At 45.7% G+C, this 16651-nt stretch carries 16 protein-coding genes and 1 pseudogene; 9 read left to right on the top strand and 8 right to left on the bottom strand.

Features of this window, described 5'->3' with window-relative positions; all coding sequences use genetic code 11:
* From IRQ95_RS18175 to efp, 4 genes and pseudogenes are all read right to left on the bottom strand, one after another.
* Nucleotides 1–173, bottom strand: a pseudogene (locus IRQ95_RS18175) (IS3 family transposase); the annotation flags it as partial.
* A 95-nt stretch (nt 174–268) separates the two neighbouring features.
* Complete coding sequence (rraA, locus tag IRQ95_RS18170) at nt 269–793, bottom strand: ribonuclease E activity regulator RraA (RefSeq protein WP_194438557.1); 525 nt, start codon at nt 791–793, stop codon at nt 269–271.
* 76 nt (nt 794–869) lie between these two features.
* A complete protein-coding gene (locus tag IRQ95_RS18165) occupies nt 870–1787 on the bottom strand; it encodes a 1,4-dihydroxy-2-naphthoate polyprenyltransferase (protein ID WP_194438555.1) in 918 nt (305 codons plus the stop codon).
* Nucleotides 1788–1890: 103 nt separating this feature from the next.
* Nucleotides 1891–2457: an elongation factor P gene (gene efp / locus IRQ95_RS18160; RefSeq protein ID WP_194438554.1), complete on the bottom strand. Its 567-nt coding sequence runs from the start codon at nt 2455–2457 to the stop codon at nt 1891–1893.
* Between the two features lie 33 nt (nt 2458–2490).
* Here efp and epmB point away from each other — a divergent pair, with 33 nt between their 5' ends.
* On the top strand, nt 2491–3513 hold the full coding sequence (gene epmB / locus IRQ95_RS18155) for an EF-P beta-lysylation protein EpmB (RefSeq protein ID WP_194438552.1): 1023 nt from the start codon (nt 2491–2493) through the stop codon (nt 3511–3513).
* Between the two features lie 83 nt (nt 3514–3596).
* The gene (locus IRQ95_RS18150) at nt 3597–4097 is read left to right on the top strand and encodes a type II secretion system protein (protein ID WP_194438550.1); all 501 of its coding nucleotides are present in this window, start codon (nt 3597–3599) and stop codon (nt 4095–4097) included.
* A 111-nt stretch (nt 4098–4208) separates the two neighbouring features.
* Here the strand turns inward: IRQ95_RS18150 and pfkA are convergent, their stop codons facing one another.
* The 3 genes from pfkA to IRQ95_RS18135 form a co-directional block, all read right to left on the bottom strand.
* On the bottom strand, nt 4209–5171 hold the full coding sequence (pfkA, locus tag IRQ95_RS18145) for a 6-phosphofructokinase (protein WP_194438548.1): 963 nt from the start codon (nt 5169–5171) through the stop codon (nt 4209–4211).
* Between the two features lie 271 nt (nt 5172–5442).
* Nucleotides 5443–6351, bottom strand: a complete 909-nt coding sequence (gene fieF / locus IRQ95_RS18140; RefSeq protein ID WP_194438540.1) for a CDF family cation-efflux transporter FieF — start codon at nt 6349–6351, stop codon at nt 5443–5445.
* A 99-nt stretch (nt 6352–6450) separates the two neighbouring features.
* Nucleotides 6451–6939 carry a CpxP family protein gene (locus tag IRQ95_RS18135; RefSeq protein WP_194438538.1) on the bottom strand — a complete coding sequence of 163 codons (489 nt, stop codon included), beginning with the start codon at nt 6937–6939 and terminating at the stop codon, nt 6451–6453.
* A 183-nt stretch (nt 6940–7122) separates the two neighbouring features.
* Here IRQ95_RS18135 and IRQ95_RS18130 point away from each other — a divergent pair, with 183 nt between their 5' ends.
* From IRQ95_RS18130 to IRQ95_RS18115, 4 genes are all read left to right on the top strand, one after another.
* The gene (locus IRQ95_RS18130; protein ID WP_194438535.1) at nt 7123–7806 is read left to right on the top strand and encodes a response regulator; all 684 of its coding nucleotides are present in this window, start codon (nt 7123–7125) and stop codon (nt 7804–7806) included.
* Nucleotides 7806–9230: an envelope stress sensor histidine kinase CpxA gene (cpxA, locus tag IRQ95_RS18125; RefSeq protein ID WP_194438532.1), complete on the top strand. Its 1425-nt coding sequence runs from the start codon at nt 7806–7808 to the stop codon at nt 9228–9230. The genes IRQ95_RS18130 and cpxA overlap by 1 nt, the downstream gene beginning before the upstream one ends.
* Before the next feature lie 91 nt (nt 9231–9321).
* Nucleotides 9322–9930, top strand: a complete 609-nt coding sequence (locus tag IRQ95_RS18120) for a superoxide dismutase (RefSeq protein WP_194438530.1) — start codon at nt 9322–9324, stop codon at nt 9928–9930.
* 123 nt (nt 9931–10053) lie between these two features.
* Nucleotides 10054–10533, top strand: coding sequence for a tRNA (cytidine(34)-2'-O)-methyltransferase (locus IRQ95_RS18115; RefSeq protein ID WP_194438527.1), 480 nt, complete (start codon nt 10054–10056; stop codon nt 10531–10533).
* Between the two features lie 81 nt (nt 10534–10614).
* Here the strand turns inward: IRQ95_RS18115 and IRQ95_RS18110 are convergent, their stop codons facing one another.
* Nucleotides 10615–11154: an FxsA family protein gene (locus IRQ95_RS18110; RefSeq protein WP_194438525.1), complete on the bottom strand. Its 540-nt coding sequence runs from the start codon at nt 11152–11154 to the stop codon at nt 10615–10617.
* A 454-nt stretch (nt 11155–11608) separates the two neighbouring features.
* Here IRQ95_RS18110 and aspA point away from each other — a divergent pair, with 454 nt between their 5' ends.
* The 3 genes from aspA (at nt 11609) to IRQ95_RS18095 (ending at nt 16540) form a co-directional block, all read left to right on the top strand.
* On the top strand, nt 11609–13048 hold the full coding sequence (gene aspA / locus IRQ95_RS18105) for an aspartate ammonia-lyase (protein ID WP_194438522.1): 1440 nt from the start codon (nt 11609–11611) through the stop codon (nt 13046–13048).
* Between the two features lie 152 nt (nt 13049–13200).
* On the top strand, nt 13201–14508 hold the full coding sequence (locus IRQ95_RS18100; RefSeq protein ID WP_123781280.1) for an anaerobic C4-dicarboxylate transporter: 1308 nt from the start codon (nt 13201–13203) through the stop codon (nt 14506–14508).
* 223 nt (nt 14509–14731) lie between these two features.
* A complete protein-coding gene (locus tag IRQ95_RS18095) occupies nt 14732–16540 on the top strand; it encodes a protein-disulfide reductase DsbD (RefSeq protein ID WP_194438520.1) in 1809 nt (602 codons plus the stop codon).
* The last annotated feature ends 111 nt before the right edge of the window (nt 16541–16651 follow it).

Here is a 16651-nt window from a genome sequence, read left to right as displayed (position 1 = left end):
CAATCAAGTCGACCGTGTTTTCGGAGCCACACTAATACTGTAGAACAACCTTGTATGCCGTACTTCTCTTGAGCCTGTTTATAAGTCAGTTCACCTCTTTCAACTTGGTCAACAACATCCAATTTAAAAGCGARTGAATAGTCACGTTGGGTTCGTCTAGCTGTTGATTTCATAACACTCTCCAATTTTCTGATTGGGTTGTGTCAACCTTATTTAGGACGGGTCAGGCAGATACAAAAAAGCCAGCTAAGTTAGCTGGCTTTTTTCTTCAGACTTCTTCGTCTTCAACCTCGTCGTCATCTAACTCGAGGTCAATATTGAGCGGTTCTTGAGACAGAATGACACCGGTATTGTCTGCATAAAGGTAATCTTCAGGGATAAACGTGACACCACCAAAGTTCACTGGCACATCAATCTCCCCCTCACTTTTGTTGGTTGCACCAACCGGAATAGAAGCCAAAGCTTGAATACCTATGCTCATATCTTCCAACTCATCAACTTCGCGCACACTGCCATAAACAACAATGCCTTCCCACTCATTTTCTTCTGCGAGAGCAGCAATTTCTGCATCAACGAGTGCGCGACGTAAAGAGCCACCGCCATCAACTAGTAATACTCGACCAACGCCATCTTGCTCTAGGATATCGCGGATAAGACCATTGTCCTCAAAGCACTTAACAGTGGTGATTTGCCCCGCAAAGGATGCACTACCGCCAAAATTACTAAACATAGGTTCCACAACATCGACTTGATCTAAGTAGATATCGCATAATGCTGAAGTATTGTATTCCATAGCATTTCTTCTCATAGCATTGGTCATATTAATCGAGTATATCCAGTCACTTTATCATTGCAATGACTAGCTGAAATTAACTCACTAGAGTTTGAGCTATAACCACTCCTGCGAACAATAGGTTGGTCACAAGAGAGCACTTAACGACAACGGGCATCATCGGTGCAATTTGCGCAGGCTGCTCCGCGAGCCATACCGCTTTGCCGTGTTTGTATGTCACCATCAGACTGAATAAAAACGGCAACATCACCCACATTGGCGATGGTTGCAATAACAAGTAAGCGATAAATGCCGTTACAGCACCGGCGAGTAACACAAAGTGATACTGCTTCGCACGTTTTTGCCCAAGGCGCACTGCCACAGTGCGTTTACCACAACGTTCATCATTCTCAATATCACGCATATTGTTGATATTCAGCACGGCTACCGCTAAGAGGCCGCAGCCTACTGCCGGTAAAGCAAGGGATAAGTCTACTATCCCTGTGTGTAAAAAGTAGGTACCTGCAACACCCAATAGGCCAAAGAAAGTAAATACCGATATGTCACCCAAACCTACATAACCATATGGCTTGTTGCCTACGGTATAGGCGATGGCTGCACCGATAGCCAATAAACCAAGACCAATAAAGGCGAGAATACTCTCCCAACTCGTGAGTGCATGAAGCACTAGCACTAAACCTGCAATCATCGTCAATATCACGTTGACGATAATGGCTTGCTTCATGGTTTTAGGCGTTACCGCGCCCGATTGAATTGCCCTTGTTGGACCTAAGCGTGCTTCGTTGTCGGTTCCTTTGACTGCATCTCCATAATCATTGGCCAGATTCGATAAGATCTGTAACAGAGTTGCGGTAACAAATGCCAATACCGCAACTGATAGTGAAAAATGGTGGCTTGAGAACGCCAAAACACTACCGGTCAAAATAGAGACCAGCGCCAGAGGCAAAGTTTTTGGTCGAGCGGCATCAAGCCAAATTTGCAGCGTTTGTTTCATACTCGTCAGTTTAGTGAGATATCTAATAATTGGGATTGTGTCATATCAAAGTTAGCAGAAAAATAAAAAGGCCACCGAAGTGACCTTTTTATTTTTGCATCGATTATTTTACGCGGCTTACGTATTCTGCTGAACGAGTGTCAACACGAATCACTTCACCGATAGCGATGAATAGTGGAACACGTACTACTGCGCCAGTAGATAGTGTTGCAGGCTTACCACCAGTACCTTGTGTGTCGCCTTTCAGGCCTGGATCAGTTTCAACAACTTCTAGCTCAACAAAGTTTGGTGGAGTAACAGCGATTGGGTTACCGTTCCAAAGTGTTAACATACAAGTATTGTTTTCTACTAGCCACTTAGAGTTCTCGCCTACAGCTTTCATATCTGCCGCGATTTGCTCGAACGTTTCATTGTTCATAAAGTGGTAGAATTCACCGTCGCTGTATAGGTAGTCTAGATCGATATCCATTACGTCAGCCACTTCTACAGTGTCGCCAGACTTAAATGTTTTCTCTAGAACTTTACCTGATAGCAACTTACGGATTTTAACGCGGTTGAATGCTTGACCCTTACCTGGTTTTACATACTCGTTTTCGAGAATGACACAAGGCTCGTTATCAAGCATAATTTTAAGACCGCCTTTGAATTCATTCGTGCTAACAGTAGCCATTTTTTCCTCTTACCATTCTTCGAGTTAAATTTAATGCCGCACATCATAACCCGAAATGTCGATTCTGTTGAGCAAAACTGGCTCAAACAGCTAGCGAATGGGATCTCTGATCCTGCAAAACTGCTAGAACAACTAGAGATAGATCCATCACCATGGCAACACGGATTTGAAGCGAGAACGCTTTTTGCACAGCGTGTGCCGCAAAGTTTTGTCGATAGAATGGAAAAAGGCAATCCTTTTGATCCGCTTTTACGCCAAGTTTTACCGTTATCAGAAGAATTTGCGGTACATGAAGGCTACTCGACTGATCCTCTAGAAGAACAAGATAATCAAATCCCAGGGCTACTGCACAAATACCGCAATCGAGCGTTAATGATTGTCAAGGGTGGCTGCGCGGTAAACTGTCGCTATTGTTTTCGCCGTCACTTCCCTTACCAAGACAATAAGGGCAGTAAAGCGGTATGGCAAACAAGCTTGGATTACATCGCTGCACATAGTGAGCTTAATGAAGTGATCTTTTCCGGCGGTGACCCTTTAATGGCAAAAGATGATGAACTGCGTTGGCTCATTGAACGCATTGCCGCCATTCCGCACATCAAACGTCTGCGTATTCACTCTCGCTTACCCGTGGTGATCCCGGCGCGTATTACAGAGGAACTACTGGAAATCTTCCGTTCTACCCGCTTGCAAGTGGTATTGGTTACTCACATCAACCACGCCAATGAAATAAACCAAGAGTTGACAGACAAAACCGCGGTCCTCAAAAAGGTAGGAGTGACACTGCTCAACCAAGGCGTGTTGCTCAAAGGAGTGAATGATAATGTTGGCGCGTTAGTCGCACTCAGCGAAGCGTTATTCGATGCCAATATTTTGCCTTATTACATACATGTGCTAGACAAGGTGCAAGGTGCGGCGCACTTTTGGGTGAGTGACCAAGAAGCCAAACGATTGATGGCAGGTCTCATTGAAGAGGTCTCGGGTTATCTGGTACCAACTTTGACCCGAGAAATCGGTGGTCGCCCGAGCAAAACACCACTTGATCTGCACTTGGAGTAATTTTCACACCACGCGCACAGTAAACGGGCAGCAGATGTTGTTACAATACTACAGCCTGTTTACTATCCATCATAAAACTAACCATGCTTAAAAGATCAATTGGTTTCACCCTTATCGAACTTGTTATCGTGATTGTCGTTCTTGGCATATTGGCTGTCACAGCTTTACCTCGCATGGTCAATCTACAGACGGATGCCCGTATCTCCGCACTACAAGGGTTAAAAGCGGGCATGCAAAGTGCCGCTGATATGGTGCACCCAATTGCAATACGAGAAGGATATGGCAGCGTCAGCCATGCAGAGATGACGATTGAAGGTGAAGAAATCACACTCGCTTACGGTTATCCTGCGGCTATCGCTAGTGATACTTGGGCGAAGCTGATTCAAACAACCTTTGTCGATGGTGAGCATGATGCAAACATTCCGAGCGAATGGTACTTCCATAATCCGGGAGGGAATGAGGATGGTTGGATACGTTTTATGCCAAAATCTCGTAAATCGTCCAGTGAACAGTGCTACTTCACCTACTTTGAAGCCAGCGACACTGAACCACCACACTTTGAATTTACCACTAGCGGTTGCTAGCGCTATCAACTAAATCGATCGAGAGTAAGTAAACCGGCAAATGTGATTGGTAAGTCTCAGATATAAAAAAACCACCTCAAGCGGTGGTTTTTTTATATCAATCAAAGCGGCTTAGAATAGTTCTTCAGCAACTTTGTATAGATCGTTACGTACTGGACGCTTCATGTTCTCGATCGCATCAATGATATCGTGGTGAACAAGCTGTTCTTTAACGATACCAACACAACGACCACCATGACCTTCTTGTAGTAGATGAACTGCGTAGTTACCCATACGAGATGCAAGAACACGGTCAAATGCAGTTGGACGACCACCACGTTGAATGTGACCTAGAACGGTTGCGCGAGTTTCACGACCCGTTGCCGATTCAATCTCTTTCGCCAGTTCATTCGCATCCATCATTAATTCAGTTAGAGCGATGATTGCGTGCTTTTTGCCTTTTTCGATGCCGTCTTGGATATTACCAATTAGCTTCTCTTTATCTAGGCCGGTTTCAGGAGTAATGATGTACTCACAACCACCAGCAATCGCAGACATTAGCGTTAGGTCGCCACAGTGACGGCCCATGATTTCAACGATAGAAATACGTTGGTGAGATGATGATGTATCACGAAGACGGTCGATTGCATCAATAACGGTGTTTAGCGCCGTTAGGTAACCGATAGTGTAATCAGTACCTGCGATATCGTTATCGATTGTGCCTGGTAGACCAATACATGGGTAGCCCATTTCAGTGAGCTTTTTCGCACCCATGTAAGAACCGTCACCACCGATAACAACCAGTGCATCAATATCGTGTTTCTTCAGGTTTTCGATCGCTTTTTCACGAACTTCTACGTCTCTAAATTCAGGGAAACGTGCAGAACCTAGGAAAGTACCACCTTTGTTGATCACATCAGACACGCTAGAGCGGTCTAGTTTCACGATGCGGTCTTCGTATAGACCTAAGTAACCATCTTGAACGCCGTAAACTTCCAAACCTTCAGATAACGCGGTACGTACTACGCCACGGATAGCTGCGTTCATACCAGGTGCATCACCACCACTCGTTAAAACACCGATCTTTTTAATCATGCTCACCCTCGATTTTTGGGAATCTTGTTTCAATTTTTACGTTAGAGGCTTTCAAAACAAGCCGCTAACCAGATTCTTTAGTTGTGCAATATGTTACCTTGCCTTGTAAGGAATACTACTTTTATTTGCACGAAATTATGTAAGTTTTCTACTTATGTAAGAGTATTACAGTTTTACTCGTTAACTTTGTTGATACATATCAGTATCACGTTTATTTGTCGTATCGTTGAAAAGATAGTCAATTAACTTGCGCAATCCAACCTCTGTTTTGTTACCAATCTGCGGACTTTTGTAGCCGCTCAGAAGTATGTACAACTGAGTACGGGTCTTGATGTATTAGGATATCCGCTTGGGGAAAGGCTGCCAGTAAACTTAGTTCAACCTGATCAGAAATACGATGCGCTTCTATTAATTTTAATTCATCTTCCAATTCGAGATGAAGCTGGATAAACCGCACCGGACCTGACATACGAGTTCGTAACTGATGCACCCCAAGCACCCCTTCAACTTGTAAGCAGACCTGTTTTATTTTCAGAAGCTCTTCCTCCGGGAGTTGGCGGTCAAGCAAAGTTTGAATCGCCTCAAGTACCATTTTGAACGCGCTATACAAAATATAGATGCCAATACCCACAGCAAATACGGCATCCGCCTGCCCAAGACCCGCCCAACTTAACCCCAACGCCAACATAATCGCCGCATTCATATAAAGGTCCGTTTGATAATGGAGGGAATCTGCCGCAATGGCTTGGCTACCCGTTTTGCGCACGACGCTCTTTTGGAAACGCACCAAAGCAAAAGTGACCAAGATGGCAAACAAACTCACATAAACCCCGAGCTCGGGTGACTGTAAGTCTTGTGGTCTAAAGAAGCGCTCAATACCGTTAAGGATCAAAAATACTGCGGAGCCCGAGATAAACATAGCCTGTGCTAACGCGGCAAGCGACTCCGCTTTGCCATGACCAAATCGGTGCTCTTTGTCTGCCGGTTGCAACGAAAAGCGAATCACCACTAAGTTAACGACTGATGCCGCAATATCGAGCATAGAATCAATCAGTGAAGCAAGTAAACTCACCGATCCTGTGACCCACCAAACCACTAGTTTAATAATTAATAGAAAAGTCGCGACTAGGGTCGCAGCCCATGCCGCCATAGTGACAAGCTTTGCGTAATCTTGTTTCATCGTTGTTTTTTCATCATTTGTGATGCCGCAATTATAACCAGCTTAGTCAAAAAGCAACAAGGCAGCCATTTGGCTGCCTTGGGATCATCTCTAATTTAACTAGCTGCGGTGTTTACGCTTTTCACCACATTTGTCCATGCGCTCTTTGCTCAGTTCAACAAACTTCGCTTTTTGCTCTGGCGTCAAAACACTTAGCATTTGGTGCTGCTTCTCTAGCATTTTAACTTTACGCTCAGTTTGCTGCTCAACCATTTGCTTCGCCAAGTCATTGGCAGCCGCTTGATCGAAGTTATCCGCCAATACCAATTGCTGCACTTTCTCGTGATGAGCTTGACGCTCTGCTTTACGCGCTTCAAAGTTCGCTTGATAGTGCTCTTTCATCTGCGCTTTGTTTGCTTCACGCAACTCTTTTAGCTGATCTTTTTGCGCATCGGTTAAGTCCAGTTGCTTCATGATGCCGCGATCCATGCCACCTTGACAAAGACCACCTTTATGCTCGCCTTTACCGCCAAATGCCAATGCGCTTGCTGATGCAAATACCATTGGAACAACCGCCGCAGCCAATACAATTTTCTTAACAGCTTTCATAATCTATACCCTTTAAGTGTGTTAGTGAGGCTGCGATTGCAGCGCTTGAACATAGAATAGATCTCTGGAGGTAAATTGGCGTCTAGAGAGCGTAAAGATACGTAAAGAGCAAAATTTACGCTAATGCTTAACGGCAATAATCAGTAATATAATCAAGGTAACGCTTATATTAAGGGCAACGTAATGGCGCATATCTTACTGATTGATGACGATACTGAATTAACCAGTCTTCTCAAAGAAGTTCTTAGCTTTGAAGGTTTCACTGTTTCTGAAGCCAATGACGGTGAAGCTGGCTTAGCGACACTCACCAAAGAGATCGATCTGATTCTACTGGATGTGATGATGCCGAAACTCAATGGCACAGAAACCCTCAAGCGCATCCGTGAAAAATGGGAGACCCCAGTTTTAATGCTTACCGCCAAAGGGGAAGAGATTGATCGCGTTATCGGTTTAGAGCTCGGCGCAGATGATTACTTACCCAAACCATTTAGCGATAGAGAGCTGCTTGCGCGCATTCGCGCTATTTTACGTCGCACACAGAATACCAACAGCAAATCAAGCGATTGCCTTGAGTATCAAGACATCAAAGTCTATCCAGGCAAGCAGGAAGCATACTGCCAAGAGCAACTGATTGATTTAACGACGACTGAGTTCGCTCTATTAAGTCACTTTATCGCACACCCTGGTGCGACAGTAACAAAAGAAGAACTCAGTTTAGACGTGCTCGGCAAGCGCCTCGCAGCCTTTGACCGCGCGATTGATATGCACGTGTCTAATCTGCGTAAGAAGCTGCCTGAGCGCACTGATGGTAAACCGCGAATTAAAACTCTACGTGGTCGTGGTTATTTATTAGTGGAGGAAGATTAATGCGCTTTCCGCGTTTCACCAGCCTGTATGGGCGAATCTTTGCCATTTTCTGGCTCACCATGCTTTTGGTAGTGATTGCCGTACTGGCGCTACCACATCTTGACCCACGAAAGCCTCATGCCATTCCGGCCGAAAACTACAAACAGATGCAACTTTTCGCAGCATCGGTGGAAAAACGCTATCAAGGTGAAACCAACTTCAAACGACTACTGCGCAAAATAGAGGCGGATCGCCCTGCCCCTTATCACTCGAAGTCAGATTCACGTGATGCTAAATCTCGTTCTCGAACGCCAAAACCACTCTACTTTCTCACCGATCTCGATGGCAATATCGTCAGTATTCAAAAGCAACATGACTTCAAAATTCGCGCTCTACAGAACCTAATCTCAACCATCGAGTCACCTGAGCAACCGAAACAGCGCCTATATGGTCGCTTTATGGTCGCAGGCCCAGTCCCTGTCACCCTAGCGAATCAGCCATTGCATATGTACATTTCATTCAAGTGGGATGAGCCGCCACCATTTTTACTGCGACTATTTGACCATCCACTGCAACTGCTACTGACTGTAATGCTAGTGAGCACCCCATTTTTGTTATGGCTTGCTTGGGCATTAAGCCAACCAGCTCGTAAACTAGAACGCGCGGCAAAACGAGTGGCAAAAGGTGAATTCATAGCCGATCCAAGTTTGGAAAAAGGCACCTCAGAGTTTCGTCAAGCGGGGACGGCATTTAACCAAATGGTGCAAGACGTTAATCAGATGATTTCAGGTCAGCAGCGCTTGTTATCGGATATCTCCCATGAGTTACGTTCGCCATTGACCCGCTTACGCATGGCTACCGCACTCGCTGCTCGCAAACAAGGTGAAAGCCCTGAACTTGCTCGAATTGACACTGAAGCGCAGCGCCTAGAGCAAATGATCTCTGAACTTCTAGAGCTTTCACGCACACAATTGGATAGTCATACCGATAGAGAGCCACAACCACTTTCCAGCTTATGGGAAGCCATATTAAGTGATGCGCAATTTGAAGCGGAACAGATGAGTAAAACGCTGACCTACTCACCAATTCCTGAGCGAACCATTTCGGGCAAACCCAAGCTATTAATGAGTGCGCTAGATAATATTGTGCGCAACGCGATCCATTATGGTAAAGATCAAATCGAAGTATCAATTTTCGCCGATCGAGAACAAGTCATCGTCCATGTCGATGACAATGGCGAAGGTGTACCGGAGCAAGAATTAGAAGCCATTTTCCGTCCGTTCTACCGGGTATCGACCGCACGGGATCGAGTCAGTGGTGGGACTGGATTAGGACTAGCGATTACTCAAACCGCCGTTCGTCAGCATAGTGGTAATATTGAAGCAACCCGCAGCCCGTTAGGAGGCTTACGAGTGACGATATATTTACCATTATTGGTTGAATAAATGGTGATTAATTCAATACCCTTACAAAAGTACAGTTGATAATCGATCTCATTATCATTTAAAGTAAATCCTTCAACAAGGAGGATTTACTATGTCACATTTATTTCCGGAGCTTCCTTATGCTTATGACTCATTAGAGCCATACATCGACGCTAAAACAATGGAAGTTCATTACAGCAAACACCACCGTACCTATTACGATAAATTTGTTGCCGCTATCGCAGGTAGCGATCTTGAAGCCACCAAACTAGAAGATATCTTCGCGAATATCTCTAAGCTCTCACCGGCTGTGCGCAATAATGGAGGTGGTTATTACAATCACATCCTTTATTGGAACTGTATGGCACCGAATGGTGGCGGCCAACCTAGCGGCAAGCTAGCAGAGGCGATTACCCAAACCTTCGGTAGCTTTAGCGACTTTCAAGAGCAATTCGCACAAGCCGCAGTCAATACCTTTGGTTCTGGCTTTGTATGGTTGATTGTCAAAGATGGTCAACTAGAGATTGTCTCCACCCCCAACCAAGACAATCCACTGATGGATGTGGCTTCCGCTCAAGGTGAACCCATCCTTGCTTTAGATGTGTGGGAACATGCTTATTACATCAGCTACCAAAACCGTCGCCCAGAATACATTGATGCTTGGTGGAACGTGGTCAACTGGAACGCAATTGAAGATAACTATAACCAAGCTATCGCCTAATCCGTTTACAAATAGTCTCAATCAGCGGCGTGCCTAACGTCGCTAAATTGGTCCTATCTATCCCCCACATCCTTGCATACTGTTATACTCGATACAGTTTTCTTCACTATACCGATAGATTCCATGTTTGATATCGCTCTATACGAACCGGAAATTGCGCCAAATACAGGCAACATTATTCGACTGTGTGCCAACTGTGGCGCCAACCTACACCTAATCGAGCCACTTGGTTTCGATTTAGAAGAGAAAAAAGTACGCCGCGCTGGATTGGATTACCACGATCTTGCCCGCGTGAAACGTCATAAAAACCTACAAGCATTCCTTGACTATTTACGTGATGAACATGAAGGCGATTACCGTATTTTCGCTTGTACGACCAAAACAACTGGCCACCATGTTGATGCAAAATTCCAGCAGGGTGATGTGTTGCTATTTGGTCCAGAAACACGCGGATTACCCGCTGAAGTGATCGATGGCTTGCCAATGGAACAACGAATTCGCATCCCTATGATGCCAGATGCGCGTAGCCTGAACTTGTCGAATGCAGTGGCGATCATCGCGTATGAAGCGTGGCGCCAGATGGGATTTGACGGTGCGAAATAAGCGCAGCTTTTCGATTTAACTTCGATATAGCTTCGATATAAAAGGGCGCCGAAGCGCCCTTTGTGTGAATGAATACCAAGTTTAGTTGAGCTTGTGACGATCATTGTCATCGTCATCTTTACGCTCATATTCACCTTCAAAGGTATTGCCATTATCACCACGTTGATCAAACGGATTACGCTGAAATGGATCTTGGTCGAAACCACCTTGACCACCAAATCCACTTTGGTTACCAAACCCGCCATGGAAACCACCACCGACAGATTTCACCACCATTTTGCTCATCAGATACTTAGCAATTACAGCGCGAGGCGCAGGCAGCAACACTAACATACCCAAGGCATCGGTCATAAAACCCGGAGTCAGCAGCAATACACCCGCAACGGCTAACATTACCCCTTCGAAAATTTGCTGAGCAGGCAATTCACCTTGCTGCAGACGATTTTGCACATTCATCAACGTTTGCAAACCTTGACTGCGCACTAATGATGCCCCGACAAACGCGGTGATCAACACCAGCGCAATGGTAGGCCATAAACCAAGAAACCCGCCCACTTGGATAAATAGGCCAATTTCAATAATCGGTACTAAGATAAATAGTAAAAGTAAGATAGGAAACACAGGCCCTCCTTTGTTACGCACACATTAGCGCTAACTCACCATTGCGACAACTGTTTCCCAATTCGAAATGTTAGAAATCGTGACCGTTCATCTTAAGTGTACGAAAACTGACAGATATCACATCATCAATAGAGTTAAAACTGATTGGAAAAGTCCATCACGGCCGAAAAAACATCCCAAAATAGCGGATGATATTAACAATAAAAATGCCTAGTTTTCGACTCTGCTTAACAAGCGGGGGCCACTTGATGAAGTACGTCAAAGCAATGAAATATTTTTCATTACTTTGGCGCAAATAGTGATCCAGTTACTATTTTTATGAATTCGCTCCAGTATCATGTGGCACATAAGTCAGGACGGATTTTCAGCCAACATTTCTGGCGAATGGATTCTTAATTTCAGAATTGGCATGACATTCAGCTTAATTTGATAATAATTCTTAAAGGATCCACCTATGGCTACCCTTACAGCGACTAATTCAGCTACTCGTATCGAAGAAGATCTACTGGGCGAGCGTCACGTTCCAGCAGATGCCTACTACGGTATCCACACGCTACGCGCAATCGAAAACTTCAACATTTCTAACATGACCATTTCAGATGTGCCTGAATTTGTGCGCGGTATGGTGATGACGAAGAAAGCTGCAGCACTAGCCAACAAAGAGCTAGGCGCAATTCCAAAAGAAGTGGCTGATTACATTCTTCAAGCGTGTGATTTGATCCTTGAAACAGGTAAGTGCATGGATCAATTCCCATCAGACGTCTTCCAAGGCGGCGCGGGCACTTCGGTAAACATGAACACCAACGAAGTGATTGCTAACGTTGCGCTTGAACTGATGGGTAAAGAGAAAGGTGAATACCACTTCATCAACCCAAATGATCACGTAAACAAGAGCCAATCAACCAACTGTGCTTACCCAACCGGTTTCCGTATCGCAGTTTACAACAGCGTACATAAACTAATGGACGCAATTGAGTACCTAAAAGGCGCATTTGAACTGAAAGCTCAAGAGTTTAAAGGCGTGCTTAAAATGGGCCGTACTCAGCTTCAAGACGCAGTACCAATGACCGTTGGTCAAGAGTTCCACGCATGGGCAGTGACACTAAACGAAGAGATTCGTGCTCTAGACTACACCTCAAAGCTACTGCTTGAAATCAACCTAGGTGCAACAGCCATCGGTACAGGTCTAAACGCACCTGCTGGTTACCAAGGTCTTGCGGTAAAACACCTAAGTGAAGTCACTGGCTTAGAAGTCGTGCCAGCTGAAGACTTGATTGAAGCGACATCAGACTGTGGCGCTTACGTAATGACGCATGGCGCCCTAAAACGCCTAGCGGTTAAACTGTCTAAGATCTGTAACGACTTACGTCTTCTTTCTTCTGGTCCGCGCTCAGGTCTAAATGAGTTGAACCTACCTGAACTACAAGCAGGTTCATCAATCATGCCAGCAAAAGTAAACCCGGTAATTCCAGAAGTGGTAAACCAAGTGTGCTTTAAAGTACTCGGCAACGACAACACCATCTCATTTGCCGCAGAAGGCGGTCAGCTACAGCTGAACGTAATGGAACCGGTTATCGCACAAAGCATGTTTGAGTCTATCTCTTTGCTACACAACGCATGTGTGAACCTACGTGACAAGTGTATTGACGGCATCACAGTGAACAAAGAAATCTGTGAGAACTACGTTTACAACTCAATCGGTATCGTTACTTACCTAAACCCATACATTGGTCACCATGAAGGCGACATCGTGGGCAAAATCTGTGCAGAAACCGGTAAGAGCGTGCGCGAAGTGGTGCTGGATCGCGGATTATTGACCGCCGAGGAGCTTGACGAGATCCTTTGCGTTGAAAACTTCATGCATCCAACGTATAAAGCCAAACGTTACGAATAACAAATACCAGAAGGGTCCCGCAAGGACCCTTTTTTAACGCCGCAATTTGGCGATTAAATTTACCTTGTGGTGTATTGCGCGTTTTGCCTAAGCACTTTTTGCTTATGCCGCTAACATCATGGAATAAAACTTAAAAAGACGGGGGTCATTTTATGGTAGCAGTCGAACTGTTCGTCGTTCTGCTCTTTATTTTCTTGGGAGCAAGAATCGGGGGCATTGGCATTGGTTTCGCAGGTGGTGCTGGTGTTATCGCTCTATCACTGGGATTAGGTGTACCAACCAGCCAAGCGTTCATCCCAATCGATGTAATTTTAATCATCATGTCGGTGATTACCGCTATCGCAGCCATGCAAGTCGCCGGTGGTTTAGAGTGGCTAGTACAAGTCGCGGAAAACTTTCTGCGTAAAAATCCTAAGCGAATCACCTTCTATGCGCCAATTGTGACTTTTCTAATGACGCTTATGGCAGGTACAGGTCACACCGCATTTTCAACCTTACCTGTGATTGCAGAAGTAGCAAAAGGTCAAGGCGTGCGCCCGTCTCGCCCACTGTCTATCGCGGTCATTGCATCACAAATCGCTATCACAGCTTCGCCAATTTCAGCGGCGGTAGTGGCTTTCGCGGCGATGCTAGCACCAGTTGGTGTTGATTACCTCACGCTGCTGGCAGTGTGCATTCCAACCACTTTCATCGCTTGTATGATCGGCGCATTCGTCGCGAACTTCATGGGCAGCGAACTCAAAGATGATCCTATCTACCAACAACGTTTGGAACAGGGTCTTATCAAGCTTGCCAGCGAAGAAAAACGTGACATCCTGCCGACAGCAAAAAAAGCGACCTACATTTTCTTAACCGCAATCGCGCTTGTGGTGTGTTACGCAGCGATGATCTCTGACTCAATCGGTCTTATTGATAACCCTGCACTTGGTCGTAATGAAGCGATCATGACCGTTATGCTAGCCGCGGCAGCTGTGATTGTGATGACCACGAAAATTGATGCCAACCAAATTCCATCTGCCAGCACCTTCCGATCAGGTATGACAGCTTGTGTGTGTGTTCTTGGTGTGGCTTGGCTTGGTGCAACATTTGTTAACGCACACGTTGATGGCATTAAAGAGCTCGCAGGTGAACTGTTAGCAGATTACCCATGGATGCTCGCGCTGGTGCTATTTTTCGCCTCGATGCTGCTCTACTCTCAAGGGGCGACCACGGTTGCACTCATGCCAGCAGCGCTTGCAATTGGTGTGGCACCGCTAACGGCCGTTGCATCATTTGCCGCCGTCAGTGCCCTATTCGTTCTGCCTACCTATCCCACTCTACTCGCCGCAGTAGAAATGGATGACACTGGCTCAACGCGCATTGGTAAGTATGTATTCAACCACCCATTCTTTATTCCGGGTGTGGTCACGATTACCTCTGCGGTGACGCTCGGTTTTATCTTTGGCGGCATGGTGATTTAACTCACCTCGCACAAACTGACGAAACTCAAGTCAACACAACATCTCAAAAGGCGCTGCGGCGCCTTTTTTCTTTCCCCTTACACTCATCACTCGACAATAAAAAGCCTCAATACTGAAACTATTTGGCTGTTTTCTCTGTCCTATAAAGTCAAATGAAGGTTGCATTGGATAAAAATCCAACCTGTACGTAAAATACCCGCAAGTTAAATTAAGTGATTTTTATATGCGCTCAGTTTTTTCCATTCTGATTTTATGCCTAAGTGTCGTGGCGACACCCGCGATGGCGCTGTTTAACAACAACAGCGGCACCCCAAGCTTTGCCACTGACAACAACCGCTTTGTGCCGGTTGATGAAGCATTCCCATTCAACCATTTTCAACAAGGCAACCGTGTTTTCCTCGACTGGCAGGTCAAACCGGACTATTACCTATACCAAGAACGAATCTCCGTTAGCGCAGAAAATGTCACTATTGGCGAGCTCACCATGCGCAATGGTAAGCCATACACAGATGAGTTTTTTGGTGACGTACACATCTATACCGAACCGCTATTTGTAGAAGTGCCACTTGAACAATTTCAAACTGGCGCGCGTTTGATCATCCAATACCAAGGATGTGCCAAAGCCGGTTTTTGCTACCCACCAGAAACACGAATTATTGATGTTGAGCCTTTCGTCGCGAGCAAGTCTGAACCCGCTAAAAGCGCAACTGATAACTTAAAGTCAGAAACAGACACCGCAACAGCTCAAACCACTGCGACTCAATCAAGCGCACCGCAGTCACAAGAGAGCTCTCTTGCCAGCAAGCTTGCCGATAACTGGTGGACACCACTGCTATTTTTAGCTTTGGGGGTTGGTCTGGCTTTCACACCATGCGTACTACCGATGTACCCAATTCTTACTAGCATCGTATTAGGCAGTGGCAAGCTCAGCCATCGCCGAGCACTAAGCTTATCGTTTATTTATGTGCAAGGTATGGCGCTCACTTATACCCTGCTGGGGTTAGTCGTGGCTTCCGCTGGCATGCAATTTCAAGCGGCGATGCAACATCCATATGTATTGATTGGTCTTAGCATCATGTTCGTTGCTCTTGCCCTGTCGATGTTTGGTGCTTACACCTTACAACTGCCTGCCAGTGTGCAAACTTGGCTAAGTGGTTTAAGTAACAAACAGCAAGGTGGCAGCAACGCTGGCGTATTTGCAATGGGGGCGATATCAGGCTTAGTCTGCTCACCTTGCACAACAGCGCCGCTTTCTGGTGCTCTACTTTATGTTGCACAAAGTGGCGATCTTCTGACTGGCGCGGTGGCACTCTATGCTCTGGCATTAGGCATGGGTATTCCACTGATGCTCGCGGCAGTGTTTGGCAACAAACTGCTACCAAAAGCCGGCGGCTGGATGGATCGCGTTAAAATCCTGTTTGGTTTCGTGCTCCTTGCTGCGCCGATTTTCTTACTTGAACGTATCTTGCCAGAGAGTTGGGCGACGACACTTTGGTCTGTGCTCGGTATTGCGGCGTTTGGTTGGCTCTACCATGTAAAAAACAGCCTCACATTTGGTGGGTGGAAGCAGAGCATGGTCGGCATTATCGCGGTACTTGGCTTAGTCACTTCGGTACAACCGCTATACAGCACCTGGATAAACCCACCCTCACAAGAGCATCAAGCGCGAGTTGAGTTTATCAAGATTACGACAGTCAGCGAGCTGGAAGCACAACTGGCAAAAGCGAAACAAGCAGGTAAACCTGTGATGCTCGACTACTACGCAGACTGGTGTGTCGCCTGTAAAGAGTTTGAAAAATACACCTTCCATACGCCAGAAGTCGAAGCCAAGTTGCAAGACTTCATCTTGCTGCAAGCCGATGTAACGAAAAATCAGATGCAAGATATTGAATTACTTCAGCGCCTTAACGTACTTGGACTGCCGACTATCGAGTTTTGGGACCACAGTGGTCAGCACTTAGTTAATGCTCGCATTACTGGTTTTATGGATGCGCCAAGCTTCATTCAGCATCTTGATAACCACCAGCTCTAAGCGCAATCATGGTTAAGTTAAACGCCCCAGTTTGTCTGGGGCGTTTTTATTTCTAAGACAAAAGTCGATTTAGTTCAGACTTTTAGCGTACAAACATTGTTCAATCAGTCA

The sequence above is a fragment of the Vibrio fluminensis genome, from assembly GCF_015278125.1.
GTDB lineage: Bacteria > Pseudomonadota > Gammaproteobacteria > Enterobacterales > Vibrionaceae > Vibrio > Vibrio fluminensis.
Note: the sequence above shows the minus strand (reverse complement) of the source record. Positions and strands in the feature narration are given on the sequence as shown.